At 58.5% G+C, this 11,115-nt stretch carries 17 protein-coding genes and 1 pseudogene; 5 read left to right on the forward strand and 13 right to left on the reverse strand.

Annotated elements, in window-relative coordinates:
- The first annotated feature begins 127 nt into the window (after positions 1-127).
- The 4 genes and pseudogenes from IT895_RS18675 to IT895_RS19655 all read left to right on the forward strand — a co-directional run.
- Entirely contained in the window at positions 128-607 is a 480-nt protein-coding gene (locus tag IT895_RS18675; RefSeq protein ID WP_199284335.1) for an Lrp/AsnC family transcriptional regulator, read from the forward strand.
- Between the two features lie 146 nt (positions 608-753).
- Positions 754-1,047: a helix-turn-helix domain-containing protein gene (locus tag IT895_RS18680; RefSeq protein ID WP_199284336.1), complete on the forward strand. Its 294-nt coding sequence runs from the start codon at positions 754-756 to the stop codon at positions 1,045-1,047.
- Positions 1,037-1,561: a HipA N-terminal domain-containing protein gene (locus IT895_RS19650; RefSeq protein WP_233337307.1), complete on the forward strand. Its 525-nt coding sequence runs from the start codon at positions 1,037-1,039 to the stop codon at positions 1,559-1,561. Before IT895_RS18680 ends, IT895_RS19650 begins: the two co-directional genes overlap by 11 nt.
- Before the next feature lie 18 nt (positions 1,562-1,579).
- Positions 1,580-2,326 (forward strand): annotated as a pseudogene (locus tag IT895_RS19655) (type II toxin-antitoxin system HipA family toxin); the annotation flags it as partial.
- A gap of 35 nt (positions 2,327-2,361) precedes the next feature.
- Here the strand turns inward: IT895_RS19655 and IT895_RS18690 are convergent.
- The 10 genes from IT895_RS18690 to IT895_RS18735 all read right to left on the reverse strand — a co-directional run bounded on the left by IT895_RS18690 (position 2,362) and on the right by IT895_RS18735 (position 8,296).
- Positions 2,362-3,219: a DUF3883 domain-containing protein gene (locus IT895_RS18690; protein ID WP_199284337.1), complete on the reverse strand. Its 858-nt coding sequence runs from the start codon at positions 3,217-3,219 to the stop codon at positions 2,362-2,364.
- A 173-nt stretch (positions 3,220-3,392) separates the two neighbouring features.
- A complete protein-coding gene (locus IT895_RS18695) occupies positions 3,393-3,617 on the reverse strand; it encodes a hypothetical protein (RefSeq protein ID WP_035414157.1) in 225 nt (74 codons plus the stop codon).
- A 104-nt stretch (positions 3,618-3,721) separates the two neighbouring features.
- Positions 3,722-4,180, reverse strand: a complete 459-nt coding sequence (locus tag IT895_RS18700; RefSeq protein ID WP_176475861.1) for a c-type cytochrome — start codon at positions 4,178-4,180, stop codon at positions 3,722-3,724.
- On the reverse strand, positions 4,173-5,033 hold the full coding sequence (locus IT895_RS18705; RefSeq protein ID WP_095622775.1) for a WD40/YVTN/BNR-like repeat-containing protein: 861 nt from the start codon (positions 5,031-5,033) through the stop codon (positions 4,173-4,175). The genes IT895_RS18700 and IT895_RS18705 overlap by 8 nt, the downstream gene beginning before the upstream one ends.
- A 23-nt stretch (positions 5,034-5,056) precedes the next feature.
- The gene (locus tag IT895_RS18710) at positions 5,057-5,800 is read right to left on the reverse strand and encodes a cytochrome c biogenesis CcdA family protein (RefSeq protein ID WP_176475860.1); all 744 of its coding nucleotides are present in this window, start codon (positions 5,798-5,800) and stop codon (positions 5,057-5,059) included.
- Between the two features lie 17 nt (positions 5,801-5,817).
- Entirely contained in the window at positions 5,818-6,201 is a 384-nt protein-coding gene (locus tag IT895_RS18715; RefSeq protein ID WP_176475859.1) for a hypothetical protein, read from the reverse strand.
- Positions 6,198-6,761, reverse strand: coding sequence for a TlpA family protein disulfide reductase (locus IT895_RS18720; protein ID WP_199284338.1), 564 nt, complete (start codon positions 6,759-6,761; stop codon positions 6,198-6,200). Before IT895_RS18720 ends, IT895_RS18715 begins: the two co-directional genes overlap by 4 nt.
- A gap of 15 nt (positions 6,762-6,776) precedes the next feature.
- A complete protein-coding gene (locus IT895_RS18725; RefSeq protein WP_095622773.1) occupies positions 6,777-7,217 on the reverse strand; it encodes a DUF411 domain-containing protein in 441 nt (146 codons plus the stop codon).
- A 62-nt stretch (positions 7,218-7,279) separates the two neighbouring features.
- Positions 7,280-7,975, reverse strand: coding sequence for an SCO family protein (locus IT895_RS18730; protein ID WP_229359163.1), 696 nt, complete (start codon positions 7,973-7,975; stop codon positions 7,280-7,282).
- 75 nt (positions 7,976-8,050) lie between these two features.
- Positions 8,051-8,296, reverse strand: coding sequence for a hypothetical protein (locus IT895_RS18735; RefSeq protein WP_095622771.1), 246 nt, complete (start codon positions 8,294-8,296; stop codon positions 8,051-8,053).
- 257 nt (positions 8,297-8,553) lie between these two features.
- Here IT895_RS18735 and IT895_RS18740 point away from each other — a divergent pair, with 257 nt between their 5' ends.
- Entirely contained in the window at positions 8,554-8,985 is a 432-nt protein-coding gene (locus tag IT895_RS18740) for a MerR family transcriptional regulator (protein WP_095622770.1), read from the forward strand.
- Here IT895_RS18740 and IT895_RS18745 read toward each other — a convergent pair.
- The 3 genes from IT895_RS18745 to lgt are packed head-to-tail and all read right to left on the reverse strand — an operon-like array spanning position 8,979 to position 11,059.
- Positions 8,979-9,710 (reverse strand): sulfite exporter TauE/SafE family protein, encoded by a 732-nt coding sequence (locus IT895_RS18745; RefSeq protein WP_199284339.1) that lies wholly within the window; start codon positions 9,708-9,710, stop codon positions 8,979-8,981. The two genes, IT895_RS18740 and IT895_RS18745, sit on opposite strands and share 7 nt — an antisense overlap.
- Positions 9,711-10,250 carry a protein-disulfide reductase DsbD domain-containing protein gene (locus tag IT895_RS18750; RefSeq protein ID WP_199284340.1) on the reverse strand — a complete coding sequence of 180 codons (540 nt, stop codon included), beginning with the start codon at positions 10,248-10,250 and terminating at the stop codon, positions 9,711-9,713. It abuts the gene before it with no gap.
- Positions 10,247-11,059, reverse strand: a complete 813-nt coding sequence (gene lgt / locus IT895_RS18755) for a prolipoprotein diacylglyceryl transferase (RefSeq protein ID WP_023005047.1) — start codon at positions 11,057-11,059, stop codon at positions 10,247-10,249. Before lgt ends, IT895_RS18750 begins: the two co-directional genes overlap by 4 nt.
- Between the last annotated feature and the right edge of the window lie 56 nt (positions 11,060-11,115).

Raw genomic sequence — 11,115 nt, forward strand, 5'->3', positions numbered from 1 at the left:
CCTGCGCGGTATCCATTGTTTTACTATAACCAACCGCCCCTGAAATTACTTTTCTGATGGATGGACACACAGGCTAATTTTGAATCATTCTTTCTTTTATACGCATAAACCTGAAAGAGATTTTCAAATGAGCCAACTGGACAACATAGACGCCCAACTAATCGATAGCCTTCAAGCCGATGGTCGGCTATCCATCGCCAAGCTGGCCGAGCGGCTGGGAATGAGCGAAGCCACCTGCTGGCGGCGTCATAAACGCCTGGAAGAATTGGGCGTGATCGAAGGCTATCAAGCCACGCTGAACCGCCGAAAGCTTGGCGGCAACGTGCTGGCCTTTGTGCAGATCACCTGTACGCAACACAGCGAGGCGGCCACCGCGGAGTTCGAACGCATTATCCAGGCCAGCTCCCGGGTGCTCAGTTGCCATAACACCACCGGCGAGGCGGACTTCCTCTTGCAGGTCATCGCCCGCGACCTTGATGACTACAGCCGCTTCGTGGAAAAGGTACTACGCCAGCTGCCGGGGGTATCGAGCATCCGCTCCAATATCTCTCTGCGGGAAATGAAGGCGACAAGCCACTTGCCGGCTGGGGAGTTGCTGGGGCTGTGAGCGAGGCAGTTGGGGAGGGGCCAGTCGAACAACGTCAGCAGCAGGCTACAGCACGAAAAGCAATAAAAATAGACACAATAATATCCATAAAAAGCCTAAAACATCTATAATAGGTACAGAGGTATCCTTTTTAAGAATGTTAACTTATGCACCGTTTTCTGCTGTTGGACGATACCGATGTTCAGCAAGCCTTTGCTGCTCACCTGCGTCGGTTACGCGAACATGCCAAGCTATCCCGGGCGTCACTGGCGCAGCGCAGCAGTGTGCCCGCCCCCACCATCAAAAAATTTGAGCTCACCGGGCAAATCTCGTTTCGCCAGCTGCTGTTGCTATGGCAAAGCCTGGACGACTTGGCGCGGCTATACGCGCTGACCCAGCACGACGCATTCAACGAAAAGATACCTTCCTCTATCGATGAGGTACTCAAAGATGGCCTTTAAGCCTACGCAACGGCTGAACGTGACGCGCACGCTATCAACCGGTGAACAGGTCGCGGCTGGCGTATTGGCACAAAACCGCCAAGGGGTATTCTTTCAGTACGCGGAAGGCTATCTAGAACAGCATGGCAATCTATCGCCTTTTACGTTAGAAGACGACCTGACACTTCAACCCGCCCCTAGAACGCCGCATCAAGGGCTTCATGGCGTATTTGGCGACTGTTTAGCCGATGGCTGGGGTCTGCTGCTACAGGACCGCGCCTTTCGTCAGCATGGCATAGGACCTACGCAGCTTACGGCGATGGACCGGCTGGCATTTGTTGGCCAACGTGGTATGGGCGCACTGGCCTTTGAGCCAGCATCAGAGGCAGCGCCGACACAGAGCGATAACGAAGACCTGGCGACACTCGGCCTCCAGGCACAGGCCGTTTTCGATGGGCAAACGGAAGATGTGCTCAGCGCCTTGGTCGCAGCGGGTAGCGCCGGCGGGGCAAGGCCGAAGGCACAGCTTTTCTAGCCGCACGGCCAATCGAAAAAGTGCCGAACCTATGCCCAGCCAGAGGATGACGCCTGGCTGGTCAAGTTTACCTCTCAACACCTGCCACTGGGTCATGAAGAGGGGCTATGCGAAGCGGCATACCTGGAAATGGCTAAAACAGCAGGCCTTGAGCCGCCCGAATGGCAGTTACTACGCATACCTACGCCACAGGGTGAGCGCGCCTGGCTTGCCATCAGACGGTTTGATTGGATCCATCAGACAAACCCTGCGGGGCGCCTCCATATGCACAGCGCCTGCGGGCTGCTGGATGCCGATTTCCGAACCCCTAGCCTTGATTACACCGACCTGATCAAGGCAAGCCGCCAGCTGTGTCAATCCCCCGCCGTAGGCCAACTGCAATTCCGACGCGCACTGTTCAACTTATTTGCCTGCAACCAGGACGACCACAGTAAAAACTGGGCGTTTCTGCAGGATGATCACGGCCAATGGAAACCAGCACCGTTTTATGATGTGACCTTTAGCCCCCACCCTTTTGCAGTACACGCCACTGCCTATATGGGCTTTGGCAAGCAGCCCTCGCTAAAAGCCATCCAACAGCTCGCCACCCATGCAGGCTTTGCCAACTGGAAACAGGCACAGCCGCACGTTCAGGAGATCGCGGACGTTATTGGCACCTTACCGGCTGTGGCAAAAGACCTTGGTGTGAAAGCCATCACGGTCAAGCTGATCACCCAGCGATTGAACGAGGCTTGGCAGGAGAATATGGGGATTTTAATCAGTTGAAGATCGGGCATTTGATGTGATCAATCTCTACTGAATCAACGCACGCCCGCCCGATAACTGTCGGGTTCGAGCCAGAGTTGCCCCTGAAGGTCGCCTTTCAGGCAAAAAAGCTTCGGCCCTTTGCGGAAGTTGAAAAGCCGGAACAAGTGATAATGCTCAGAGTAAGCACGCGAGCAGGCAAGTTCGTTAGGCGTGATAAAAAACGCACTTTCTTTGGCAAACGCCGTAGTTTTGACCTCGATCAGCCGGTCTCGGCCATCGGGCTCGAACGAGCGAATATCAAACCCTAGTCCATCACCTTGCGTGATGGCGACATGCTCTAGACGCTCGGCGAGCTTTTCTTTTCCTGCCTTTATCAAGCGCTGTTGCTCGAAGCGCATCACAAGGTGCTCACCCGCAAGGCCAAGTTCCCGGTTGCGGGTTTCCCGGGCCAGGTAGTCACGTTTTTGCGGCGGGCGAACTGAATAGTCGGCATGGAACTCCCGAACGCCTTTTTGCGGTAGTGTCGTTCTAGGAGGTTCTACGATGATACGCTCGTCTAAGAGGCCGGTAGTATCAACCACCGGCAGGTCGGCGGCCAAACGCGCCGCGCGATCAACGAGTTCGCTTCGCAGCAACAACTCCTCGACAACCTCAACCAGACTTTGCTGATAGTTGCTGCGCGGCTTGTAGCCATCGACATAGGGGCAGTTGGCATCGCGCAGCACCGCGCTGATGTTGCAGTGCTTGAACTCGATAGCGCTGGCCGAGCGACCGTGGAGCTGTGCCATCAGCGCTCGATTGAGCTCGCGCTTGTTATAGTTTTGCCCGCTTAGTTCCGCCACCAGCATCTGCCGGTAGGTGGCGACGGTCGCCTCTACCTCACTTGAACTCCAGGGTGTAGCTCGACTCATATCCCTCACTCAATATTTTGAATCTGAAGATGTAATTTGATGTATTTTTTAATTATAAAACAGTTGGTTAGTTTTATTTTGTGCATAGTTTTTTATTTGTTCCTACCCATCTTACTCTCCATTTGGTAGGAGAGAGACAGTCCTAGCTGAGAGCAAATGCAAACCTACCACAATCAGCTCAAGGTGACGCTCTCGCAGGGGGCTTCGTGCGTGCGATGAAATGTCCACCATCTCTGGGCTGGTATTGAGAGTAATGTCAGCAGCGTAGTGGTGAAAATGCCGCTACTGACCTTGGGGGCGTGCATGATGTCCTGTTCAAGGCTTCCCAGACACCGTTCGCTGCGGGGAACCTTCTTCTTGTTCTGTTGCTGAGCCTGAGCGACAGAAATCTGCTTCATCGGTTGGCTTTGGTCAGACAGTGGCAAGAAAGCCAGGTTTTACCCTGCGGTTGACTCTCCGTCAGCTGCGGAGGTGTTTACGCAGCGCTTCCCCAGCCCCACAGCTACTCACTTTGCGTCGGAAATGAAGCTCCTACGCTTTCTTCCGCCTGGTGGTGTCGTTGCTCCGATGTCCATAACGACTTGAGGAAATTAATCACAGAGCGAATCTCGGCGGGGGTCAGGACATCCTCGAAGGCCGGCATGGTGAGTCTTTCGGTCTTGTTCCAGGGATCGCGCCACCCCTCGGCGATGATCCGGTAGAGCATCGCATCGGAGTGTTTCCAGGTATGCCCCTCCGGCCCGTGTGGGGGGGCGGGTAATTCGCCCTGGGTATTCTGGCGCTCCCAGTTCGGCTGGCCCTCGCCCTCGCTGCCGTGGCAGCTGGCACAGTACTGCTGGTAGATCCTTTCTCCCTCTTCCAGCCGAGAGGTATCGCGCGAAGAGGGGCCACCCCCCGCCATGGCCTGCCCCGCGGCACTCATCAGCAGCCATGTTGTGACGAGGATCCAGCGCTTACGCATCGGGGGGTGTCCAGGTTTGGCCCTGATCTTCGCTGCGCATGAGTTCCCCCTCACGATCCAGGGCATAGAGCGTTCCCTGCGGCGCGAGCGTTAGCGCAACGAGCGTCGGGGCATTACCCCTAACTTGCTGCCACTCCTGACCGCCATTGTCGCTGCGCCACAGTCCTTGCTCCGTGGCTACATAGACGTGCTCGGGATCGTCGAGCTTGTAGGCCAGATCATAGACCCTGCCGGCATTGAGATCCCCGGTCGGTCGCCAGCCGCAGAAGCAGTCCATCGACAGGCGAACCACATCGTCGGACACCGCATAGAGCCAGCCGGTCTGCATGCTACCCTCCATATCGGAGTGGATGAGCCGACGAACGGCCTGGGCAGGACCGCTATCCATCTTCTTCCAGGTCGTGCCGGTATCTTCGCTCTGGTAGAGGCCGTCATCGACAACCACAGCATAAAGCGTTTCTGGCTGGTTACGATGCACGGTGAATGCGATAACGTCTTGGCTAGGCAGTCCCTCATCGATCTCGTGCCAGCTTTCTCCCTGATCGATGCTGCGCTGCACCCCGATCGAGGGGCCGGCGATATAGAGGGCCTGTTCGGCGGTTGCCGATACCGTTACCAACCGTCCCTCCGCTACTTCGTCGGGCAATGGAATCATCGTCCAGGCCGCCCGGCCATCCGTGCTTTCGAAAAGCTGGTTGGCCTGTACTTTGAGCAGCCGTTCGCCTGTTTGGTCATAACTCAGCGACGGCAATGCCTCCTCGGTGGCCCCGGCCATACTGACGAAGCTCAGACTGGCCATGACCCAGCTCGTCAGTGACAGGGCACGCCAGAAGCGACTCGTGATCTTGTTCATTGCAATATTTCCTCGAATAACGGCTAGCCGATGCTGCCCAGCGCAGGGAAGGTGCGCAATAACCAATAGGACAGTTCGGACAGTTTGCCAGTAACCATCAGGATACCCATCAGGATCATGATCAGCCCGGCCGTCAGATGCATGGCTCGGCCCCAGCGGCGCAGGAATGGCTGGTGGTGCAGGAAGCGATCGAGCGACACCGCCGTCAACAGAAAGGGCACCCCCAGGCCCAGCGAATAGATGCCGAGCAACGCCATACCGCTCGAGGCATTGGCCGTCGAGGCGCTGACCGTCAGAATGGCGCCCAGAATCGGGCCGATGCAGGGGGTCCAGCCGAAGGCGAACGCCACACCCAGCAGATAAGCCGCACCGGGCACGCCACCCTCTTCCTTGAGCCGGCCGATAAACCGCCATTCTCGCTGTAACCAGTGCAGCGGAATGAGCCCGGTCATGAAGGCACCGAACAGGATGACGATGAGGCCGCCGACCAGGTTCGCCTCCTGGCGATAGATCAGTAGCAGGCGCCCAATGGCCGTGGCACTGGCGCCCAGCATCAGGAATATCGTGGTGAACCCGAGCACGAACCAGATCGACTGGGTCAACACCCGGAGTCGTTCCCGTCGATCCGCTTCTCGTATCTGCCCCAGCGAGCGCCCGGCGACGAAGGAAAGATAGCCCGGTACGAGCGGCAAGACACAGGGCGAAGCGAACGAGATCAGGCCCGCCAGAAAGGCCGTCGCCAGGCCGATATTGGCAAGCTCCAGCATCCTCGCTTATCCCGCGGCTAGGCTTGGAGCTTGGATATGGGCCGCTCGGACGGCACCTGGTGATCCGCTGATAGACGATTGGCGGATGCCGTCTCCGTGGGTACCGCTGTGGAGGCTTCCACCCCGGCTTGCGCGTCGGTGGCTTCACTCGGGTCAGTTGATTTGCCTGTCTTGTCCTTGCATTTCATCATGCAAAGCCCCAGTCCACACATGACGAGACAAGGCAAGAGGCTCACCAGGAGAGGCGCGAGGCCGAGCAGGACCAACTGATCCCAGCCCATGGCAAGGCCACCGGCCACCGCCACGGCGCCCAGCAGCATCCATCGGCGCGGGCCTGTTACCAGGCCTTTCAGTCCGGCTTTCTCTTGGCCTTTTTGGGGCTTGTCGTCACAGCAACTCATGGCGCTTCCTCTTGGGTGGCTTCTATGATTTCGGCAAGAAAGTCGATCATCTCGGAGGTATCCCATTCGGCCTCTCCGACCAGGCGCCCGATCTCCCTGCCCTGGCGGTCGAGCAGAAGTGTCGTGGGTATACCCACGGCACCCAGGTTAGCGCTGGCCATGCCGGTTGGATCGACGTAGGGGGCGAGATGCTCGATACCCACCTCCTGATAGAATTCGTTGACGACTTCGATGCCCTTGCGGTCGATCGAGAGCGCAACGACCTCGAAATCCGTTCCACCCAGTTCGGTCTGGAGGGCATCCAGGGTGGGCATTTCCTCGCGGCAAGGACCACACCAGGTCGCCCAGATATTGAGCAGGATCAGCTTTCCTCCGAAGGTGGTCAGCGTCAGCGGGGTACCGTCGCCAGCCTCGAAGCTGATTTCCGACACCTCGCGTGGGCTTTCCCAGAGAAGAAACCCATTCGGCCCCACACGTTTGGGTGGTTCGGCGACGGCCGAAGAAGTGATCATTCCCCACAATGCCACCGCTACCCAACTGGTCCCGATCAGTTGTCTCATCACCAAGGCTCACCTTCAGTGGGTGGCGTATATTTCGGGGCTATCGGTTGGCTGGAAGGCCAAGGTATAGACCTCTAGTGGACCCTGTTTCTCGCCCGACATTCCCGGTGAGCCAAGCGGCATGCCGGGTACGCTCAGGCCTTTGATGAAAGGTTTCTCTTCGAGTACCTGGGTGACGCTTTCCACGGGAACGTGGCCCTCGAAGACGTAATTGTCGATGAGCGTGGTATGGCAACCCTGCAGTTCCTCGGAGACATCGTGCTCGGCTTTCATCTTCGCGAGATCGTGAGTATCGATTGTCTCCACCTCGAACCCGCTTCGTTCGAGATACTTGGCGTATTCGGCGCAGCAGCCACAGTTGGGGTTCTTGTAGAGGATTGCCGACGTCTCGGCTGCCAGTCCCGATAAGGGAAAGGACAGCAGCGCAGCCAGGGTGAATGTTTTCAGGTGTTTCATACGCTGAACCTCCATTGAGCTCGCGAGAACAGTTGATAGCAAGATCGCTATATCTCACAGTATTAATTGAAGGTGTTGACGACAGTATGGCGAATACGATCCCACGCACCGGTGGATAATTCCTCTGGTCCTTCTGCCAACACCTTTACATAGGAAACTAGGTGCTCCGGATCGAATTTGAGCCCATGAAAGCGGGCCCGCATCCGTCCTGTTTGGTCGATGACATGAGTCACGACGCCATGCGCCTGGACGCCCTCGGCCACATCATCGAATCGAAGGCCATAGGCCTCCGCGACCTGGCGGGTGGTTTCGGCAGGCTCATTTTCGGCCCGATAGAGAAAACGCCAGTTGGCGGGGTCCAGATCGAAATTTTCACCGTAGGCCCGCATGTTGTTGTGCGTGCCGGAAAAATCCTCGCTGTCGGTAGCGATGGTGATAAATTCAACATCATCTCGTAGGCCGGTATCGTTGACTCGCTCCTGCACCTCGGCAATCAGGTTCATATGCACCGGGCAAGCTTCCTGACAGCGCGAGTAGATGAAATTGAGCACCACGACGCTTTCTTCCAGGTCGGAAGACGACACGGTATTACCGTCTGTATCGGTCAACGAAAATGCCGGCGCTGGCTGGTCGACGAATTGGGCGTAGCGTTCCCGCTCTTGCAGCTCTGCCTCGGCATCTTCGAGGGAATGGGAAAAGGAAGGAGAACTGGTCATCAATGCTAAGACAAGTAGTGGTGTATAGAGCTCTTTTTTCACGTACCGTCCTCCCCTCGCGCCACCCAATCCTAGCGGAGGCCGCTCCTATGCGAAGCAGCCCCGGCCAATGCCACTTCAGGCGTTGCTATCGCCCTCATGACCCTGCTGCATGCTTTCCATCATGGCATTGCAGTTTTTCATCATGGTATTCATTTCACTCATCATCCCCATCATGCCACCCCCTTGCATCATATCGCCCTGCATGCCCTTGCCCTCCATTGGCGCCTGCTGATTCTCTTCCTGCGCAAGAAGCGAGCCGGCACCGAAGCCGCTGGCGACGATGATGGCGGCAGTCAAGATCGCCGTGTGACGTTTCCGCATGACTCTTCTCCTCTATCTTCCTGGGAATCACCGTTCCACCAGCAAGGCTGATGGACGGCTTGGCTTCGATTTTCACCCGGCAGCGGCGCTGCTTGCTGGAAAGATATCCTTGAAGCCCACTTCAAGGTCAAGCCCTTATTTTTTGGCGTCCCCGCGTCATGCGGGCGGCCACCCATTGAGCGCTATAACCAGGCCTTGACCTTTGGGCGGCCGCACGGTTGTAGGCTGACTGCAAATGAGTAGGTGAGGAAAAGGCAATGCGAGTCACTGAACTGGCTCGGGCTGGTGGGGTCACTGCGGAAACGGTACGCCACTACACCCGTGAGGGGTTGTTACGACCGCAACGGGACCCGCGCAACGGCTATCAACTCTATGACGAGGAGGCACTGGGTCGCCTGCGTCTCATTGATTGCCTTCGCTCGTTGGGAGTCGGTCTCCCAGACATCAAGAAGATATTGACCTGGGCGGACCAAGGCAGCCCTCCGCTTAGCGATACGTACGCTCCCCTGGTTGAACAACGGCCATACATTCGCTCGCGGATCCATGAACTCCAGGCGATAGCGCGATGGCTGGAAAGCATCGACCACGATAATGCTTCCGAAGCTCCCAGCCTGAAGCAACTGATCGAATCGCTGGGATCGGCGCAACCGGCTATCGTCACGGATGGCCCGTGCGGATGCCATCAGTGATGCGACGGCGCCATGCTGGCCATATCGTCCATGCCGGTCATGGACTGCAGATGCCAGAGTTGCCAGACGGCAAACGCTATGATCAGCAGCGCCGCCAGCGTGCGGGTCGCTGGATGGCGAATCCATAGCGAGACGCGGCGGGCTGCCATACCGGTCGCCAGGACGACGGGGAGGGTGCCGAGACCGAAGGCCCCCATCATCGCCGCGGCGCGTAGCGGCTCGGCCACGGCCAGACTCCAGGCCAGCATTGAATAGATCAGCCCGCAGGGCATCCAGCCCCAGATCGAGCCCAGCGCGAAGGCCTGGGGCACCTTCACGACGGGCATCAAGCCTCGACCAAGCGGTTCGATACGCCGCCACAGCGAGCGACCCAGGACCTCGACACGCAGCAACCCCTTCCACCAGTTGGCGATATACAGCGCCATCAGAATCAGCATGACCGCCGCCAGGATACGCAGCACCAGGGCGATGCCGTCCAGGGCATGATTGAGCACTGAGCCGAGTAGCGCCACCAGGGCGCCGGCGATCATGTAACTGATGATGCGACCCAGATTGTAGCCGAGCAACAAGCCGGCCAGGCGTCCCGGCTGCCGCATGCTGGGGGGCACGGCAAAGGTCAGGGCACTCATGATGCCGCCACACATGCCGATGCAGTGCGCCCCTCCGAGCAGGCCGAAGACGAAGGCCGCCGCCAGCGGCGGCAGGCTCAGGTCGGTGGGATCCATTCAAGGCGCTCCTTCTTCGCTATCCCCAGTATCACCAGGGGGAGAATCAAAGGCTGCCGGAGGGGAACCGTACAGCGCGTCGAGCTCGACCTGCTCGGGCGGATAGCAGAGTCCCCGGTCGGAACACCCCTGAAAGGTCACCGCGATGGCCAGCGGCTCGGCAGCGGTGTCGCTCGCCTCGATGGGCGCACTGAATACCACCTGGTCATAGAACACCTCGATTTCCCCCAGAGACGCGTGCACCATGGGTTCGCCGGGGGGAATTGCCAGCTCACCGAAACTGACGCCCGGAGAGCGACTTTCCAGTGCAAACCGATGGCGGTGGAGGTAATAGTCCTCGGCAATGACGAAACCGACGTAGAGCCGCCTATCGTCTCGCCAGGCGCTGGCCCGGAAGGCTTCTTTAGCCGCCAGGAATTCCCGTTGAGCCGAGGTACCGAAGGGGGAGCTCTTGCCACTGCCCGCGGGAAACTCTCCACGGGCCGCTACCGGTGTGGCGACGAACAGCAGCACCAGCAGAAAGGTGAAGGCCGTGTTCATGAGGCCGCCGCCGTTTTCCCCCTATCCACTGGCTGACGCATTGACCAGACAACCAGGGCCAGCCCCGCGATGAGCATCGGCAGGGTCAACAGCTGCCCCATGGTCAGCCAGCCGAAGGCGACGAACCCTAGGTGAGGATCGGGCAGGCGCACGAACTCCACGGTGAAGCGGAAGGCGCCATACAGCACCAGGAACAGCCCGGAGATGAGGCCCCGCTGGCGCGGTCGGCGCGACAGCCACCACAGCATGACAAACAGCACCACGCCTTCCAGGGCGAACTCATAAAGCGCTGAAGGGTGCCGCGGCTCCGGCCCCAGCCCCATCATGGGGGGGAAGACCATGGCCCAGGGAACGTCACTGATACGTCCCGGTAACTCGTGATTGATGAAGTTGCCGAGGCGCCCGGCGCCCAGGCCGATCGGCACCAGCGGGGCGATGAAATCGGTCAACTGAAAGAAGGCCAGGCGATGCTTGCGGGCAAACAGCAGGGCGGCGATGAGCACACCGGCAAGGCCGCCATGGAAGCTCATGCCCCCGTCCCAGACCCTGAAGAGCCACAAGGGGTTGGCAAGAAGTTGCTCGAGCCCGTAGAACAGCGCATAGCCCAGGCGGCCACCCAAGATGATCCCCACGGCAGCGTAAAAAATCAGATCGCCGATATCATCGTGACTCAAACCCAGGCGATGGGCTCGACGACGCCCTAGCCACCAGGCGGCGGCCAGCCCGACCACATACATCAGGCCATACCAGTGAATCTGCACGGGCCCCAGGGAGATGGCCACGGGATCGATCTGCGGATATTGCAGCATGGTTCTTCCTTAATGCTCTGACAGCCAAGTCGCGTTGCCGAGACTGCGTTTACGAT

The sequence above is a fragment of the Halomonas sp. A40-4 genome (genome assembly GCF_015767635.1).
Classification (GTDB): Bacteria; Pseudomonadota; Gammaproteobacteria; order Pseudomonadales; family Halomonadaceae; genus Vreelandella; species Vreelandella janggokensis.